Below are 17,755 nucleotides of genomic sequence, written 5' to 3' on the forward strand. Positions count from 1 at the left end.
TTTTCACGACAGCGGCGGGTCGGGTCAGTAATATCGCCACTTGACCTTGCCGTTGTTGTAGTTCGGCCAGTCGTCCTCGATCCCCTGGACCACTTCCGTGACCCGCAGCGTTGCGACATGACCGTCGATGAAGAGCACATTGTTCTGTTCGCCGCCATGGTAGGAGACCACACTGCGGTTTCCGCCGGATGGAACCGTGATCGCCCAGACGCCGTTTCCCTGGTTCTGGCTGGAGGCCTCGCAGGAGTAGAGCGTGAGCGAAGGCTGTTTGACCAGTCCGAGTTTCCGCGGAACGGTGCCGATCTGATTGTTGATTCCGTAGACCGGCTGGTCGTCATCCCGTTCATTGATGTAGCCGGGGCACTGCAGCACCTTGCAGGCGCGGCCGGATTTGCTGTATGTGTCGTAGTAACGGAAGTTCGATGGTCCGGGCAGATAACCCTTTGTCACGAGCGCCACATACCAGCGGTTGCTGTTGTCCCCCATATTGTCGCTCAAGACCGTCACATGCATCGGCAGGATGATTTCGTTGTTGTCGCTCATGTAACTGAGCACGGCCAGCCCGATCTGCTTCATGTTGTTGACGCAGGTCGTCGTTTTCGCGCGCTCCCGCGCCTGGTTCAGGGCCGGTAGAAGCATCGAGGCCAGAATCGCGATGATCGCAATCACCACGAGGAGCTCGATGAGGGTGAAACAACGGGAAGAAATTCCGGAGAAGGAGAAGGGCCGATGAATGGGTTTCATGGTATCATTTCCTTTCTTTGAATGGGATTACATCGCCACACCGCTGATGGCCAGTACGATCGGCGTCTGGTGGCCGGAACGGGAGCGGACGTCGATCGATTGGATCTCCACGTCTGTCCGGGGATTCTGCCACTCGAACATCCGCAGATAACGCCAGGCCGGAATTCCGGTCATCGTATTGCTGACCTGAACCGGGATCGGCCGCGACTCCTCTTTCGGATTGTAGCCGAACCACCAGTTGTTGTTGTTTTTCGGAATGTCCATCTCTATTTCGACACTTTCCCCGTCCGCGTAATGGATGACGTAACTGCCGATCACACCCGGCGTTCCCCATGAGGCAGACTGCAGGAAATAGAGGTTCCGCACCTTGCGGTTGACCGGAATTCCGTTGACCGCCTCCGGCAGTTTCGGCGTCAGGTTGCGGCTCTTGAGCGTGATGACCGCACGTCCGTTGTTCGACGTCGGATCGATGAGGTCGAACGGCACGCCGTAAAATGTGCGCCGTCCGGTTTTGAGGTCGCGCATATCGTTCAGATCGCCTTCGTCGGCCCAGCCGCCCCGGCCGTCTCCGGCGACTTCATCGGCGAGCCCCATGTTGCAGAAACTGCGCAGATCGACCGTGAAGAGTTTGGAGGGAGCCTCGGCCGGAGCCGAATAGTCCGGCAGCAGCGGCACGCCGTGGCCGGTGTCGACATGTTCCGGAACGTAGGGACGGGAGGGATTCTCCACCGCCAGTTCGGCCTTTTCCAGAGCGTGTGCCACATCTTCCGCCGCGGCGTTCAGCGCGAGATAGGCGGGTTCTTCCGTGACCGGGACGGGGCCGGCCGGATCGAACGGGAGATCATTCCCCATCAGATCGATGCGTTTCCCCCCTCCCGGCCAGGTTGTGCGAAGTTCCATTTTCCCCTCCGGGCCGCACCAGAAGAGCACCCGGCTCTGTGCCGGATCGCTTTTATGCCGGAAAACGAGCGCCCAGAACCGCTGATTTTCCCGCCGGATTGCCCGGAAGAATTTCGTGTAGTCGAGCTGCTCCTGCATGGCGGCGCGGGCCATCAGATAAGGTTTCGGGGCGTTGTTCACGTCGAGGGTCGAAAGATTGGAGTAGGCTTCATTGTGATCCGGCCCGATCCGATTTTGGAAATACATGAAATTCTTTTCGATTCCGAGCATTTGCAGAATCGCTTCGAACTGCACGGTTCCGATTGCGGTTTCGCGCCAGTTTTGCGGGGGGCGCTTCCCTTCGGGCGCGATGAGCGGAAAATCGACGCCGCGCAGGAAGGTCGTGCTTTCGACGCCTCCCTCCGAGTCCCACACCGGCAGCTCCCGGCCGTCGCCGTACTCCTTGAGGAGGGCGTTGAAGTGGTTGAGCGCGTCCTGAATTTTATCGAGTTTCGCCTCGGGCTCCTGCTGACCGGCGTAGATGTGGATCGAAAGGATGTCGAGATTTTTCAACGCCCCGGCTTTCGCGGCGCGGCGGTGCCAGACACGTGCGACGGTCGGGAAGCCTGCCGCCATGATCTTCGCCTCGGGATCGGCCCTGCGGGCCGCGCGAACCGCAATCTGGACGAGCTCGGCGAACTCCTCGGGGGTCCCTTTCCAGAACATGCTCACGTCGGGCTCGTTCCAGATCTCCCAGTATCGAATCTGCCCGCGGTAGCGTTTCACGGTCTCATAAACGTAGGTTTCGAATGCGGCGGGATCGGGGCGGAAACAGGAGTTGTAACCTTTGGATTCGGGACGCGGTCCGCCGGCCGCCGCCCAGTTCGGCGTCGTGAAGAGCTGCCCCAGAACCGGCATGTTGAGTTCCCTGAGTTCCTTGAGAACCGCATCGCCGCGCCACTCGAAGGGGCCGGGTTTCGGCTGGGCGTGCTCCCACCAGGTGGCCTGCAGCATGTTGTGGTTGCGCATCCAGTTCAAGCCGAGTTTGGCGGCCTGCCGCAGAAAGGCGCCTTCTGCCCAGCTGTTTACGTGATTCCCGAAAAAGCTGTCCGGATCGGGCTCCTGCCGTTTCTCCCAGCAGCCGAAGCTCGCGACGTCGCGGATGCACGATTTGCCGTCCTTCCCCGGAAATGCGACTTCAACTTTGTAGATGCCGCGCTTCTGAACCGTGAAGGCGCGGTTCAGTTCGGTCACGGCGTTGGCGTCGAGCCGGAGCGGAACGGTTTCGGTCGCGACCGGCTCCATGTGAAAATTGCGCAGCGTGACCGTGAGCGGCAGCTCCACCGGATTGAGCGAATGGTTCTCGACCCGGATGACGGCATGGAACGGCTCTCCGGGTTTCACCACGGTCGACTCGGGGGAGAGTTCGCGCAACGGCAGTTTCAATGTGGCGGCGGGATCGGTTCCCTCGGCGAGTTTCCGGCGGCATTTGTACTGCATGGGCAGAGTGCGTTCAACCGGCTCAGCGACGAGCCCGAGTCCTTCTGGAATCAGTTCCGGATAGCCGCAGAGTTTGGCGATTTCCGCCGGGGCGAGGGCGCGGGTCCAGACCGCGAATTCGTCATATTCTCCGGGAAATTCCGCGAAGATGAATTCTCCTTCCGGCTGAATCCGGTCCGGAAATACGGTGGTTTTACTCATTTTCGCCAATTCTCCGTCGAGCCAGATCGCCTTCTGCTGCGCGTTGCGATCCCAGGTGACTGCGAAATGGTGCCATTCGCCCGGCTTCCAGCTGCGGATCGAACTTGTGCCGCAGCTGTAATCCCAGTGGAATTTACCGTCGTCGGTGCGGCCGGTCATGAAGCTGATCCCGTCCGGAAAGAGCGTCAGCGCAAGGTGGCCGGCCCGGAAGTAGTGAAAATTCCCCTTGCGGTCGAGCCATTCGGGACCCGGCCGGAACCAGAAGGAGACGGTTCCGGCGGCGGGATCGACGACGTCGTTCGAATTGAAATCCACACGGGCGAGTTTCGCGCCGTTCCCGACGATACCGGAGGCGAAGGCGGCGGGGGTTTTCTGTTGATTGCGGAACGTCCCGGTGGAGCGGTCCGGAGCGGTGGAGTTCTGGAGCGAGGCGTAGAAACTCAACTGTTCGAGCAGCGGCGCGGCTTCGGGTTTCGGCGGCTGCGCGCTTTCCATATTCCCGGCGAGTTCGCGTGCCGCCTCTTCCGGCTTGACGGCAAGTCGACTGATTTCGGACGCGCTCAGCGGGCGGTTCCAGATCGTGATCTCATCATAGACGCCGGGCGCATTGATTCCGAATTCGATCGGAGCGGAGCTGGAGATCGAAGTCGGGAAGTATTTCCCCTTCTGCCGAACCGCGGGTTCTCCGTCGATCCAGATCGCCTTTTCGCCGGTGTCCCGGTTCCAGGTGAAGGCGACGTGATGCCATTCATCCCGCTTCCACTGGTTCACGCGGTTGGTCGCGGTCGAGTAATCCCAGACGAATCCCTTTTCCGGGATCGTCGTCCCGGTCATGAAGAAGAGCACCTTCGAGTGCGCCGTGTAGGCGCCGTTCAAGTGAACCGCCCGGAAGAGTGTCCACTCATCCTGTTTCGTCGCGCCGTCCCAGGCGGGTTTGACCCAGAACGCGACGGTTCCCGCCCGCAGGTCGAGGTTGGCGACGTTGTTGAACCGCAGCGGTTCGCCCTCGATTTTCACGCCGCTGCCGAGGCGGCCGCCCGGAGTGAATGCGGGCTCTTTCTGCGGCTGTCTGGAGCCTTCGGCGTAAGCCACGGGATTTTCCGGTTCGAGGGGGGCGTGGAAGAGCACTCCCTCGTTGAGTGGAGCCGCCCAGAGCGCGGTGCAGCTTCCCGTCAGGGCGCAGATCAGGTGGAAACGGTTTTTTTTCATAATGAACTCCTCGTCGATGATCGTTCCGCGATATGTAACGTTCCAGCGGGCGGGCGCAGAAATTCCTCTCCCGAGTCCCCCCGCAGCCGGCTCAGAATGAACCGGGCGCCGCGCCGTCCGAGTTCGGCCTCCGGAAGCATGACGTAATCGAAAAAATCGTAAATCCCCCGTTCCTCCCAGCTGGAGGCGAAGTGCACCAGCGGAAATCCCATGGGGTTGACGCCGCTTTGAATCAGCGTCCAGAGAATGGCGTCGCGGTAGTCGAAGTTGTAGCAGATCACCGCGTCGAATTCTCCGGAACTTTCCGCGAAGGCGGCCGCCTTCGACGGGAGCTGTTCGCCGAAACGCGCAAATACGGAACGTACAAGGGTTCCGCCTGCCGCGGTCAGTTCCGCACTCAGTGCCGTGTAGCGGTCGCGCGAAGAGTAGTGAACGGCGGAATCCATGGTGAAATCCGGTCCGAACCATGCCAGGCGCCGTTTTCCCTGCTGGAGCAGGTGATGAACCAGTTCCCGCACGCCGGCCGCCTCGTCAAATTCCAGACAGACGGTTTCCGCGTCCGTTGACCGGCAGTTCAGCCAGACGGTCGGAAGTTCCAGCTGCCGCACCCGCGCATTGATTTCCGGCGGAATCCAGCTGCCCGGAATCCCGATGATCCCATCGACCGAGATCGAGTCGAAAAACTCCGGAAAGTGCACCTTGAAACCCGGCTGCGACACATAGACCGGTTCGAACAGCAGCGAATATCCCGCCGCCGACAACTCCGAAGCCGCTCCGTTCAGATAAGCCATCAGATGGGGATGAATCACCTTGCTCCGGTCGCCGTACTGCATCACCACGCAGGCGATCCGGTTGAATTTCCGGCTCCGGATCGAGCGCGCCGCGAGATTCGGCAGGTAGTGGTACTGCCGTACCACTGTGCCGATCCGGTTCCGGGTGCGCTCCGCGATCTTTCCCGGTTCCCGGAAGTAGAGCGAAACCGTCTTCTGACTGACTCCCGCCCGCTCCGCGATGAATTTCTGATTGACCAGCATTCTACCCCTTTCAATAAGGATGTATACGTATACATCGCCAATTAAAAAAATAAAAACCGGACAAGTAAACTGCGCGATTTTTTATGGTATACGTATACAATTATACCCGGAATGGATCTGTTTGTCAAGGGGTCGGATGAAAAAAAAAGGAAAAAATGCTGTTTCGGAAAAAGGAGTGAATCGTGCGGTTCCCTTTCCGGAACAGAGATCCCCCTCCGCTCATGCAAAAACGGGAGCGGGGCTGTTCCCGTGTGTGAAAATCAGACTCCGGAGGAATCTTTCCGACGAAATCGAGGAGGATCCGGCCTGTCCGCACCTATGTCGATTCGCTGGTTTCGGCGGGAGGCGTGGAGAGTGGCGTAAGTTCGATTTGAAAAATGGAGGCGGGTTGCTCCCCGGCCTGAATCTCGATAGTCGCTTCGGGAGCGGGAGTTGTCGGAACGAATTCGCCGGAGGCTTTTCCGGAACCGGCCGATTGCAGGGTAACTGGAATCCCGGCAATCCACCCCCGGCAGCTTTCCGGATTCTCGCCCCGGAGCAGAAGACGGTATCGGCAGGCCGCCAGCGGAATTCCCGTGACGCGCCCCTTTTCTCCGGCGGCGAGGCTGAGGCGGACACGGGGCTGTTCGGGATCGAAACGGGATGCGGGGATGAAGAGCGTTCCGGCATCCGGTGCGGGCGGCAGAGGAGGGAATCCCGGTACCGGAACCGTGCTGCCGGCGATCAGGCCCTGGCCGAATTCATAGCAGTACAGGCCGCTGCGGCCGATGAGGCGGCGTGCCCGGAAGAGATAGAGAATGTGATCCGGCAGCCTGCGGTTTTCGTCGAGCATTCTGAGGATTTCATGTCGAATCGTCTTCGGACGCGGCTCCGGGCGCGAAAAGTAGAAATCGCTGAGCGGAATCCCATTTTGCAGAAGAAAATATCCCGGTTCCAGCAACTCGTATTCAGAGCCCTGAATCAGGGCGAACAGGCGGATTTTTTCCGGCAGAGAGCGCATGAAGCGCGCCCGGAGCGGATCTGGAACCGGGTCCCTGGCCGGATTCCGGAATTGTTCCATGCTCGCCCGGACCATCGGTTGAAGTCCGAATCCCTGCACCGCGAGCACGATCAGCAGCACCGCCGCCCGGCGGCGGGGCGGGAGGCAGCGCAGCACCAGCGCAATCGAGAAGAGCATGAGCGCATACATCGGCACCCAGATGAACCGTCCGGAGGCCCGGAAGATGTTGCAGAGGTGAATCGCCGCTTCCGGCAGCGGAATCGTGTACAGCACATGGTCGTTCCAGGCGACCTTGATCGAGAGCGCGTAGAGGAAGAAGAGAAGGCAGACTCCGAGGAAGGGGAGGGGGAATCCCTTCGGCGTCAGCCGCCGGAACGCCGAGGGTTTCCCCGCGACCCGGAGACACAGTGCGAACAGTACGAGGAGAAGCATTCCGGCGCCGAGAAACGCCTGCCCCTCGTACTGTCCCGGCAGGACCGGCTGCTGCTTCAGCAGAGCGTCCGGCAGCATCGGATTGTAGAATGAGTTCAAATTCGCTCCGAACGAACCGAATTTCCCCGCCCCCTCGCTGACTCCGTGAAAGCCGCCGATCACGAAGAAGAAAAGCGCGGTAATCCCGGCGAAGATCATTGTCCCGAGCAGCGGCCGGACCAGCATCCGGCGGCAGAGGGCGATCTGCACCATCTGTCCGAGAAAAAGTCCGCAGACCATCGCCGCGAGAAACGGGTGAATCGCAAAAGTGACGCATCCGAGCGCCGTCCACAGCAGCACCACCCGTCGCAGCGGTGTTTCCGGGCGGGTGTAGAGCCAGATCGCAAATCCCGCGAGAATCGTCCAGTGCGCCGTGAGCGACGTGTGGTAGTACATGCGGAAAAACAGTGCCGGTGCAAACAGAAAGAACAACGCCCCGAGCAGACAGGGAACAAGACGCTTGGTGAACCGCCGCAGCAGCAGCGCCGCGAATCCTCCCTGCAGCAGGAAACTGCACAGCCCGAAGAGCCCGAGGTACTGAAACTGCTCCGGCAGGAGTCCGCGACACAGCTTGAACGGCAGCGCAAACAGCGGAATCGAATCGGTGAAGACGATCGAAGCCTCAAAGGGGTACGAGAGCATGTCGGTCAGGCAGAGCGGAAAATTCCAGGGCGAATTCCGGAATGCCACCCATCCGAGAAAGTGCTGCGTCGGATCTCCCCGGTTCAGCAGCCAGCCGATCCGCTGCGGATCGAGCACCCGCCAGCCGAAACTGATCAGGAAGGCCGCTGCACCGAGCAGCACTCCCGGGAGAAACACCGACAGAGGGGAGTTTCTGTTGAATTTCAGCTTCATTGGCGTCCTCCTGCGAACGGCGCCGTACTGCCGCGCGGAGCGAGGCGGTAGTCGATGAGCATGTCGCCGACCGGTTCCCCCGCGAGCAGGGAACGGAACATCTCACAGCCGGCGCGGATGAGTTCCGGAAAATTCTGTTCCACTCCTGAGAGCGTCGGCTTCAGATATTCCGCAGGGTGGGGCTGGGTCCAGGAGAGAACCGAGACCTCTTCCGGCACCCGGACCGACAGCAGATCGAGCGCGTGCAGCGTCTCAAGTTCCAGCCCTTCGTTGACCGTCACAATCGCCGTGACGCCGCGGTCGAGCAAAGATTTGAGCGCATCCAGCGCCGGAGCCACTCCACCGGAATTCGATGCGTAGAGTTCCGGTTCCAGACCCTGTTCCGACAGCAGTCTGCGAAAAGCCTGTTCCCGGTTTACGCTGTTCCAGTTCGAGGGGTCGTGGAAACTCGCGAATCCGCCGAATCGCCCGATGCGCCGATGTCCGAGCCGGATCAGATGTTCAATCCCGATCCGGACGCCCTGTTCGTCATTCGACGCGACCGTGTAGATCCCGTCGAGGTGGCGCGGCTGCGTATTGATGCAGACCAGCGGCATGATGTGGCGGTTTCCCCAGTAACGCTCAAGCCCGTTCTGGGCCATGATCGAAATCGCTCCGCAGAACGAATGCTCTTCCAGAATCTCCAGATTCTCCGAGCCGATGACTTCGCAGGAAAATCCCATGCGCGAAAGTTCCAGCGCCAGAAAACGCAGCACGCTGCCGAAATATCCATCAAATTGAAAACGGGGCACGATAAGCGCAACGTTGCGGCACTCCGCACGGTATCCGCAGCGGCGCGCCTGCTGAAGCACCGCCCTTTTCGTCTCGGCCGTGATTTTCTGCGAGCCGTTCAGCGCGCGGGATACCGTGGCGATGGAGTAACCGGTCGCTTCGGCAATCTGTTTCAGGGTTGACCGCATCGTTCTCCGCTTCCTTCCTTCCGGATAAAATAGTTCCGGTCGGGAGAAAATACAAGCGTTTTTACATTTTTTGCATGATTTTACATTATGTTTCACGTAATCCTGCCTCGTACGCCTTGAATAATCGTATTTTCTCAATATATTGTACGACCGGAAGATGTTTCATGTCACGCAACAACCTGTGAGAGGAAGGCAAATATGGATTCGACGATGATCGATTTGAGCGGCGAGTGGCGGCTCGGAACCCCGGAGTGGGGCGGGAAAACGATTCCGGCCACGCTGCCCGGAGACAACTATTCCGCGTTGCTGGCGGCGGGGATGATTCCCGATCCGCACTTCGGGCGGAATGAAAATCTGGTTCAGGAGTTTCGCCGGTTTGAGTGGACGTTTACACGGGAGTTCGAGGTTCCCGCCGGTCTGCTTGAACGGCAGTATGTCTATCTGAACTGCGAGATGGTCGACACGTTCGCGACGATCCGGATCAACGGCCGACGGGCTGTTTCGATGCAGAACATGTTCAGCTGCGCGCACCCCGAGGTGAAGTCCCTGCTGCATCCCGGCGTCAATACGATCGAGATCCGGATCAAATCCCCCGAGCTCGAAGCGAAGAAAGCCGCCGCAACGATGCCGTTCCACATTCCGATGAACGGTTGCTGCAAGGTGCCGAATCTGAATCTGATCCGCAAACCCCACTGCCACGGCGGCTGGGACTGGGGGCTCACACTGCTGGTGAGCGGCGTTTACATGCCGCTCACGCTGACCGGCGTCGACGGCGGCCGCATCGACGCGGTCTGGACGGAGCAGAAGCATGAGCGCGACTTTGTCGCCGTGACTGCCGTTGCGGAGATTTTTGCGGAAAAACCGTGCCGTTTGCCGGTCGCCTTCCGGTTCAACGGCGAGGAGCGCAGCGTGAACGCTCCGCTCAAGGCCGGGCGGAATCTCGTGCGCATGAAGTTCGATGTCGCCGGGCCCCGTCTCTGGTGGCCGAACGGCCTCGGGGATCAGCCGCTTTATCCGCTGACGGTTTCGACCGCCTGTCAGTCTGTTACCAGGGAGATCGGGCTGCGGACGATAGAGGTGGTGAACGAACCCGATGAATTCGGCGTGTCGATGCGCTTCCGTGTCAACGGGGTCGATGTTTTCTGCAAGGGCGCTGACTGGATTCCCTGCGATGCGTTCCCCTCGCGCCAGACAGACGCTGTCTACGAGGATCTGCTTGAATCGGCCCGGCTTGCGAACATGAACATGCTGCGCGTCTGGGGCGGCGGCCAGTATGAGAAGGAGATCTTCTACACGCTCTGCGACCGCAAGGGACTGATGATCTGGCAGGACATGATGTTTTCCTGCAGCCTCTACCCCTCGACCGAGGAGTTCATTGCGAATGTGATGGACGAACTCGATTTTCAGATCCGGCGGCTGAAGCATCACGCTTCGCTCGCGATCTGGTGCGGCGACAACGAGGTCATCGGCGCCACGCGCTGGTATGATCAGGACAAGTGCCAGACCTATCTTGTAAACTACGACCGGCTGAACCGCGAACTCAAGCGCAAGGTTGCGGAACTCGATCCCGACCGGATGTTCTGGCCGAGTTCGCCCTGCGGCGGTCCGAACAACTTCAACGACGGCTGGCATGACGACTCCTGCGGCGACATGCACTACTGGGAGGTGTGGCACGGCAGCAAGGATTTTGATGCGTACTACACGGTTCGTCCGCGCTTCTGCTCCGAGTTCGGCTATCAGTCGTTCCCGTCGCTCGAAACGGTCGAGAAATTCTGCCCGCCCGACCAGCGCAACGTCTTTTCTCCGGTGATGGATCACCATCAGAAGTGTGTGCGCGGCAATGCGCCGATCATCGGCATGTTCGGCCGCTACTTCCGCATGCCGGAGAGTTTTGCGGACTTCCTCTATCTCTCGCAGGTACAGCAGGCGCTGGCGATCAAGACCGGCGTGGAGTTCTGGCGCACGCTCAAACCGCGCTGCATGGGCACGATCTACTGGCAGCTCAACGACAACTGGCCGGTGGCGTCCTGGTCGAGCATCGAGTACGGCGGCAAGTGGAAGCAGTTGCACTATCATGCGAAACGATTCTATGCGCCGGTGATCGGTGTCGCCTATCGTGACCCGGAGGACGGGATGATCCGGCTTTTCGTCACGAGCGACCTGCGGTGGAAATGTCGGGCGACGGTGGTCGCGACGGTCTATGATTTTGAGGGAAAGCCGCTCAAACGGTTTGAAGTTTCCGCATCGCTCAAGCCGGGCGAAAGCAAATGCGTCAGGACGTTCCGCCCCGTCGACTTCGAAGGATTCGATCCGGAAGAGTGCTTTATGGAGCTCGTCACGACGACCGTGTGCGCGGAGGAGCCGGTTCCGGTTCATGAGAACAGCTTTTTCTTTGCTGTGTTCAAGCGCTGTGCATTCCGTCCCGCCGAGGTCACGTGCGAGGTGCGGGAGGGAGAGCCCGGGACGTTCGAAGTTGCGCTCTCCACCGACAAGCCGGTATTTTTCGTCACGCTCGACACGCCGGGAATTCCGGGCATTTTCAGCGACAACTCTCTGACGCTTCTGCCCGGCGAACCCAGGCGCCTCGCGTTCCGTCCGAAGGAAAAGACCAGCGCCGCCGCGCTCCGGAACTCTCTGGCGGTCAACTTTCTGCGAAAAACCTACAACTGAGGGGGGCATCATGAGCAGGATTCTGCCGCGTTCGATTCCGGAGGCCGAAGGGGTTTCTTCGGTGGTTCTCCGGCGTTTTGTCGAGGCGCTCGGGGAACTCGATTCCGTTCACAGCGTCATGGTGATGCGCCATGGCCGCGTGATTGCGGAGGGGTGGAAAAAACCGTATGCGCCGGAGGTTCCGCACATGCTCTTTTCGCTCAGCAAGAGTTTCACCTCCTGCGCGGTGGGGTTTGCCTGTGCGGAGGGGAAATTATCGCTTGATGCACGTCTCGTCGACCTTTTTCGCGACAAACTGCCGGAGCGGATCGATCCGAAGTTCGAAACCATGCGGATCCGTCATCTTCTGTCGATGAGTTCCGGTCACGACCACTGCACGATGGATGACATACAGGGGAAGCCGGACTGGGAGCGGGCGTTTTTTCAGACGGAGCTCGCGTATGAGCCCGGAACGCATTTCTGCTACAACTCCGGGGCGAGTTATATGCTTGCCGCCGCCGTTGTTCATACGACGGGTGAGTCTCTCTGCGACTATCTGCGTCCGCGACTGTTCGAGCCGCTTGGAATTGCACCGCGGCTGTGGGAACTTTCCCCGCAGGGGATCGAAACCGGTGGTTGGGGATTCAATCTCACGACCGAAGAGATCGCCTCCTTCGCGCAATGTCTGCTGGAAGGGGGGCGGCGCAACGGGCGGCAAATCATTCCTGCGGAGTATTTCAAGCAGGCAACGAGCGTGCAGGCGGACAATTCGATGAACGACCAGCCGGACTGGAAGGTCGGGTATGGATTTCAGTTCTGGCGCTGCCGGCACAATGCGTTTCGAGGCGACGGCGCGTTCGGGCAGTATGCGATCGCAATGCCGGAACAGGACATGGCGTTGGCGATCACTTCCGGGCTGCGCAACATGCAGCAGATTCTCGATCTGGTCTGGGATCTTCTGCTGCCCGGCGCCGGAGAGTCGGCGCTGCCGCCCGCGCCCGGAGACGTTTCCGCACTCCGGAACGAGCTTGACGCCTGGGCGATGCCGATTCTCGCCTCTGTCGGGATGAAACTTGAGATGCAGCGTTATCTTCTGGACGAAAACGACTTGCATTTCCGGAACCTCGAATTCGTCTCCTTCGATGATCACGTGGAGCTCACGCTTGACGGGGAGACTTTGCGAGCCGGATACGGGTATTTGGCCGACAATCTGCCGACCTGGCATGAACCGATGCCGCGCCGGATTGCGGCCAGTGTGCGCCGGATTTCCGACCGGGAGTTCGAGTTGCTCGCATGCTGTTACGAAACGCCGTTTCAGTGGGATTTCCGGCTGGAGATCGGTGCGGAATCCGTGACGCTTGCGCGCACGGCGAATCTCTGTTTCCGGACAGCTGACTGGCCCGTTCTCACCGGGCGTCGACAGGAGTAGACGACAGAAAATCGTAATTTTTTGACTTCCGGAGGGTTGATTTTTCGGGACGGGCGTTATATTCTGAAATTTTATACCGGAGGTGAAAATGAGAGATAAGATGTTGCTTTCCGCCGTATTTTTTGCGGCTTGTGCCGGAGCGCTTCTGACGCTCGGGGTTGTGGGAGGATTTCCGGAGAGTGCGTCGGCCGGGGCGCCGTCGTCGCCTTCTCCGGACGCGAAGCTGCGGTCGGATGCGGAAGCACACGCGGCCGCGTCGAATCTTCAGGATGCTTTCGCTTCCACGGTGGAAAAGACGATGCCCGCGGTTGTGCTGATCACCGCCCAGAAGCGGGTCGGAGTTGTTTCGCCGGTGGATTACTATCGCAGCCGGATTGAATACCGCGATGTTCCGACGGGACAGGGGTCCGGTTTTTTCATCCGGGAGGATGGATATATTCTGACGAACTTCCACGTTGTCCGCGACCAGGATTCGTTCTACATTACCACGAATGACGGCGAAGAGTTTCAGGCGAAGGTGGTGGGTGTGGATCCCCCGTCCGATCTCGCGCTCCTGAAAATCGAAACCGAAGATCGAAAGTTCGAAACGCTGAAATTCGCCGATGTCGACAAGGTGAAGATCGGTCACTGGGCGATTGCGATCGGCGCTCCGTTCAGTCTGAGCCGGTCGGTGACGGTTGGCGTCGTTTCCGGCATGAAACGGCGCGGCGTCGGCGTGAATCTGCACGAGAGTTACATCCAGACCGATGCGTCGATCAACCCGGGGAATTCGGGCGGACCGCTGCTGAATCTGTCCGGAGAAGTGATTGGAGTGAACGATTTCATCTTTTCGCCGTCCGGGGGGAGTGTCGGAATCAGTTTCGCAATCAGTTCGGATCTCGCGCAGCATGTGGCTGAAGAGATGATCAAGCACGGCCAGGTGCGCCGTCCCTGGCTTGGTGTGGTACTCGAGCCGCTTTCGCGTCAGGTTCGCAGGCAGCTCGATGTGGAACACGGCGTCGGGGTTTCTCAGATTTTCCGCGACTCTCCTGCGGCAGGGGTTTTGCGCCGCGGCGATGTGATTCTCGAACTCGGCGGCGAGCCGGTTGACAGCGCCGGAGACATCCAGAGCCGGGTCTATTCATCGGAGCCCGGAGACGAAATGACCGTGAAGTTTCTGCGTTCCGGCAAGACGTGCGAGGAGAAGATCCGGCTTGAGGCCGCTCCCCGCAACTGGTTTCGCCGCAGCGCCGGAGCCCGTCAGGATTTTCAGGCCGCCGGCGAGTGGATGTAGCTCCTTTGCGCGGAATTACGCTTTCCGGATGATGCGGAGCGGATTCCCCGGGACGATTTCGATTCCGGGTTCGAAGCGGAGTGCGCCCTGTTCGCGGGTCCACGCGACGGGTCTGCCTTCGAGCCGGAGGTCTTCGACTTGCTCCGCGCAATCGAGTTCGAGCCGCCGGAGTTTGAGAGAACCGGCGAGGAGCTCGACTTCGTCGAAGTCGTTGTTGCGGTGATAGACGCCCCAGCCGCTGCCCGCGCTCCAGAAGCAGCGGAATTCATTCCCTTCGAATGGGATGGGGGCAAAACGAACCGTTTGTTCTGCGAGATTGCAGCGGAATCCGCTGAATGCCGCGAGCAGTGCGTAACTGGCCATCGAACGGGCGTAGTTGCTGCCGCATTCGATTTCATTCCACGGGTTGCGTTTGACGCCGTCGTAACGGTCGCGGACAGCCCGGACCATCTCCAGCCCCAGCTCGGGAAAACCGCGCAGAATCAGGTGACAGGCGGCCTGATATTCGAATCCGTGCATGGTTTCGGTGGCGTACGGAACCGGGATGGCGGGCATGTCGCCGTGCGGCCAGCTGCAGATGACGGTCCCGGCTTCGTCGTTGAGTCCGAAAACCCGCCAGAAATTCGCGTAGTTCCGCAGGGTCGGCTGATAGTTCCAGCGGTGAATCGCGAGCAGCGCGGACGCAACACGGTCGGGGGAGAAGATGTCGCCGAGTCCGATCAGGTCCGCATGCCACTGGGCGAGAACCTGATCGATGAGACATCCGTTGCCGATCTGGTATTTGATTTCGTGGGTTTCGTCGTTCCAGTAGCAGGTGTCCGCTCCGTCGAAGGAGTTGAGCAATGTCCGGTCGGAGAGGTCGATTTTCTGGATGTAATATTCTCCATTGAAGAGTTCGTCCTCCATCCGTTTGCGGCCGCGTTCGAAGATGGAACGGTAGAGTTCGGCGTCGGCCGTTTCCCCGAGCGCGTCGGCCATTTCTGCTCCGGCTTTGAGTGCTGCAAGGTAAAAACCTGTGAGCCAGGAGTTTGCACCGAACAGCTCGACATCGAGCGTATGGTGCTGGCGTCCGGTGATCACGCCGGATTGTTCCGGGTCCCAGCGATCGGGATTGGCCGGGCTCCACGCATATTCGAGCGAACGCCTGACGGCCGGATACCATCGTTTGAGCCAGGCGGTATCCCCGCAGATTTTCCATTCGCGGCAGGTCTTGATGACGCCGCCCATCTGACCGTCGACACACGACCGGAATGCGGAAGGTTTGCGTCCGGGCGGGAGCTGCAGGCGGAAGCTGAGCCCGCCATCCTCCCGGAAGTTGTACGTAAAGTCGAGTTCACGCATGGAACGCTCCAGATCCGGGAAGAGATAGGGCAGCGCATAGGCATAATTCCAGACATGCGTACAGGAGCCTTCGCAGCTCCCGACGAGGCTCTGACTCCCTTCGAACGCATAGAATGCGCCGTTTTCGAGCCGCAGGCAGGTCGGGGATTTCAGAGTCGACAGGTTGGCGGAAACCGCATCGATCACCTCCGGCGGCAGCGTTGAGTCTGTGAGCGCCGAACGGAAGCGGAATGTTTCCCGGCGGAGACGCCGGTAGTTGCTGGTCAGGTATGCTGCAACTTCCGCGGCATTAGCGAATTGTGTTGCGTACCAGTTTTTCCAGATTGCATCGGCGTATTCTCCGGGATTCCAGTCGTTGCGGCGATTGGGAAAGTACCAGGCGAGTGCGAAGACGATGCAGCGGCTCTGGCCGGGAGCGAGATCGAACCGGGGGGCGACCGTTCCGGTTTCGCGTTCGCCCGGAGTGTCGAATGAGCGCTCCCGGAACGGGCCGGGCCGGGTGAAGTCATTCCAGAACATGTTCAGGTCGTCCCGCCAGGAACCGCGGAACCAGCTTGCCTGTCCGGAAACGGAATCCCCTCCGGTCGCAGTTAGTGCGAGCTCGCCGTAATGAACCGACTCCGGCGATTCCTCCGACTTCAGAGTCAGGAGGGAGGCGTTCAGAGTGGATCGGAAGCGTCCGGGCGTGGCGCTCAGCGAACCGGCCAGAGTATAGGTGATGGCTCTTTGAGAGGTGTTGCGAACCGTGAATTCAAAGAGCGCTCCCGGCAGCGATGAATCAAAGGAGTTCAGCGGAATGAACGGATTGAATGCGCGCAGAGTCATTTCTCCGGGGAATCCGGGGTCTTTGAACTGCATGGTCGCAACGGGGAATTCCCCCTCGAAGCTGGTGTCGCGGAAATGCGGCAATCCGGGGAGCAGATCGGCTTTCACTCCGTAACCGAATCCGCAGTGATTGTATCCGGCCACGATTTCAGCGGGTGAGGGACGGCCGATGTAGGGAGGCGGGAGATCACCGTTCAGGATTCTGGCATCGAGCACTTGTCCGTCGGCTTCGGCTTTGATTGCGAAGTGGCTGTACCGGTTGGAACTCTCTTTGTTCGGGTGATTTTCGATCTCCCAGTCGACGAGATGACCGGAGCCGGAGAGTCCGATGGAACCGGTTCCGATGCCTCCGAGCGGGAATGAGATGGCGGAACGATGATTCTGATCGTATTTCATGGGGTCCTCCCGGTTGCTTTTTTTCGATTTACTGATAATTTATGGTATAAAAGTTCAAAATGGAATAGACGATTTCGGGAAAGGCATATCTTTTTATGGGACTTGCGCGTCATGATGAACTGACTCGGCTGTTTCGGGATGTGAGCTGGAATTTCACGGAATTCGGGGAGGCGGATTTCGTCTGGAGCGGGCGGAACAGTTATCGCTGCAACCGTCTTTTTCTGGTTCGGGCAGGGGAGGGGAGTTTGGCGAATCACACGAGCGGGGAGTCTCTGGTGCTGCGTCCGGGATATGGATATTTCATGCCGCCGGAACTGGATCTGGAGTTTGATTTTCCGGAAGGATTTCGTTTTTTCAGTTTTCACTTTCAGCTGGAAGCGTTGCCCGGTGTCGATCTGTTTGCCGGGAATCCTCATTGTTCGGAGTTTCAATTGGAATTGGACACTCTGGAAAAGGCCTCGGCGCTTGCCGCGGCTTTGCCGGGCTGGGAGACGTTTTTTCAGCTGGAGCAGTTCATCTGTGGTCTGCTGGGCGCAGTTGCGTCGCAAGTGACGCTGGAGTGGGCATGGCGGAAACATTTGAAGGAGCGCTACGGCACTCTTCTGGAATATGTGCGTGAGGAGGCGACAGCGCAAAGCAGCGCTGCGGATCTCGCATTGGCCGCAGGGCGTTCCTACGACCGGCTAAGCCGCGAATTCAAGCGTGATTTCGGGCGGACTTTGAAGGAGTTTCTCGCCTCGGAACTCTGCCGGAGGGCGGAACAATTGCTGCGTCGCGGAGGATTGTCGGTGAAGGAGACTGCGGCGAAATTGGAATTCAGCAATGAATTTTACTTTTCGCGTTTTTTCCGGCGGCACACCGGGATGTCGCCGCGGGAGTGCCGGAACAATCAATTCTGATTTTTTTTTTTTTTTTTTTTTTTTTTTTAAGAGCCATTTTCAAAAGTTTTGTGTTTTTTGTTTTTATTTCTTTTTTTTTTTTGCGTCAAAA

At 59.3% G+C, this 17,755-nt stretch carries 10 protein-coding genes; 4 read left to right on the forward strand and 6 right to left on the reverse strand.

Annotated features, from left to right (window positions below; genetic code table 11):
* Positions 1-24 precede the first annotated feature (24 nt).
* The 5 genes from Q0K10_RS12930 to Q0K10_RS12950 all read right to left on the reverse strand — a co-directional run bounded on the left by Q0K10_RS12930 (position 25) and on the right by Q0K10_RS12950 (position 8,852).
* Complete coding sequence (locus Q0K10_RS12930; protein ID WP_294507740.1) at positions 25-744, reverse strand: type II secretion system protein; 720 nt, start codon at positions 742-744, stop codon at positions 25-27.
* 27 nt (positions 745-771) lie between these two features.
* On the reverse strand, positions 772-4,533 hold the full coding sequence (locus tag Q0K10_RS12935; protein WP_294507742.1) for a LamG-like jellyroll fold domain-containing protein: 3,762 nt from the start codon (positions 4,531-4,533) through the stop codon (positions 772-774).
* Positions 4,530-5,567 (reverse strand): LacI family DNA-binding transcriptional regulator, encoded by a 1,038-nt coding sequence (locus Q0K10_RS12940; RefSeq protein ID WP_294507744.1) that lies wholly within the window; start codon positions 5,565-5,567, stop codon positions 4,530-4,532. Before Q0K10_RS12940 ends, Q0K10_RS12935 begins: the two co-directional genes overlap by 4 nt.
* Positions 5,568-5,883: 316 nt before the next feature.
* Positions 5,884-7,893, reverse strand: a complete 2,010-nt coding sequence (locus Q0K10_RS12945) for a DUF6311 domain-containing protein (RefSeq protein ID WP_294507746.1) — start codon at positions 7,891-7,893, stop codon at positions 5,884-5,886.
* Positions 7,890-8,852, reverse strand: a complete 963-nt coding sequence (locus Q0K10_RS12950; RefSeq protein WP_294507749.1) for a LacI family DNA-binding transcriptional regulator — start codon at positions 8,850-8,852, stop codon at positions 7,890-7,892. Before Q0K10_RS12950 ends, Q0K10_RS12945 begins: the two co-directional genes overlap by 4 nt.
* Before the next feature lie 198 nt (positions 8,853-9,050).
* On the opposite strand from Q0K10_RS12950, the gene Q0K10_RS12955 reads away from it, so the two are divergent.
* From Q0K10_RS12955 to Q0K10_RS12965, 3 genes are all read left to right on the forward strand, one after another.
* A complete protein-coding gene (locus Q0K10_RS12955) occupies positions 9,051-11,522 on the forward strand; it encodes a glycoside hydrolase family 2 protein (protein ID WP_294507751.1) in 2,472 nt (823 codons plus the stop codon).
* A 10-nt stretch (positions 11,523-11,532) separates the two neighbouring features.
* On the forward strand, positions 11,533-12,930 hold the full coding sequence (locus tag Q0K10_RS12960; RefSeq protein WP_294507753.1) for a serine hydrolase: 1,398 nt from the start codon (positions 11,533-11,535) through the stop codon (positions 12,928-12,930).
* Between the two features lie 88 nt (positions 12,931-13,018).
* Complete coding sequence (locus tag Q0K10_RS12965) at positions 13,019-14,203, forward strand: trypsin-like peptidase domain-containing protein (RefSeq protein ID WP_294507755.1); 1,185 nt, start codon at positions 13,019-13,021, stop codon at positions 14,201-14,203.
* Positions 14,204-14,218: 15 nt separating this feature from the next.
* Here the strand turns inward: Q0K10_RS12965 and Q0K10_RS12970 are convergent, their stop codons facing one another.
* The gene (locus Q0K10_RS12970; RefSeq protein ID WP_294507757.1) at positions 14,219-16,765 is read right to left on the reverse strand and encodes a GH116 family glycosyl-hydrolase; all 2,547 of its coding nucleotides are present in this window, start codon (positions 16,763-16,765) and stop codon (positions 14,219-14,221) included.
* 95 nt (positions 16,766-16,860) lie between these two features.
* Here Q0K10_RS12970 and Q0K10_RS12975 point away from each other — a divergent pair, with 95 nt between their 5' ends.
* A complete protein-coding gene (locus Q0K10_RS12975) occupies positions 16,861-17,664 on the forward strand; it encodes an AraC family transcriptional regulator (protein ID WP_294507759.1) in 804 nt (267 codons plus the stop codon).
* Positions 17,665-17,755 lie beyond the last annotated feature (91 nt).

Source organism: uncultured Victivallis sp., from assembly GCF_944391105.1.
Lineage (GTDB): Bacteria > Verrucomicrobiota > Lentisphaeria > Victivallales > Victivallaceae > Victivallis.

Bases quoted from the DNA above. Each gene is read 5' to 3' on its own strand.
- Q0K10_RS12940 (WP_294507744.1), bottom strand. From the start codon at position 5,567: ATGCTGGTCAATCAGAAATTCATCGCGGAGCGGGCGGGAGTCAGTCAG.
- Q0K10_RS12955 (WP_294507751.1), top strand. From the start codon at position 9,051: ATGGATTCGACGATGATCGATTTGAGCGGCGAGTGGCGGCTCGGAACC.
- Q0K10_RS12935 (WP_294507742.1), bottom strand. From the start codon at position 4,533: ATGAAAAAAAACCGTTTCCACCTGATCTGCGCCCTGACGGGAAGCTGC.
- Q0K10_RS12970 (WP_294507757.1), bottom strand. From the start codon at position 16,765: ATGAAATACGATCAGAATCATCGTTCCGCCATCTCATTCCCGCTCGGA.
- Q0K10_RS12945 (WP_294507746.1), bottom strand. From the start codon at position 7,893: ATGAAGCTGAAATTCAACAGAAACTCCCCTCTGTCGGTGTTTCTCCCG.
- Q0K10_RS12950 (WP_294507749.1), bottom strand. From the start codon at position 8,852: ATGCGGTCAACCCTGAAACAGATTGCCGAAGCGACCGGTTACTCCATC.
- Q0K10_RS12960 (WP_294507753.1), top strand. From the start codon at position 11,533: ATGAGCAGGATTCTGCCGCGTTCGATTCCGGAGGCCGAAGGGGTTTCT.
- Q0K10_RS12975 (WP_294507759.1), top strand. From the start codon at position 16,861: ATGGGACTTGCGCGTCATGATGAACTGACTCGGCTGTTTCGGGATGTG.
- Q0K10_RS12930 (WP_294507740.1), bottom strand. From the start codon at position 744: ATGAAACCCATTCATCGGCCCTTCTCCTTCTCCGGAATTTCTTCCCGT.
- Q0K10_RS12965 (WP_294507755.1), top strand. From the start codon at position 13,019: ATGAGAGATAAGATGTTGCTTTCCGCCGTATTTTTTGCGGCTTGTGCC.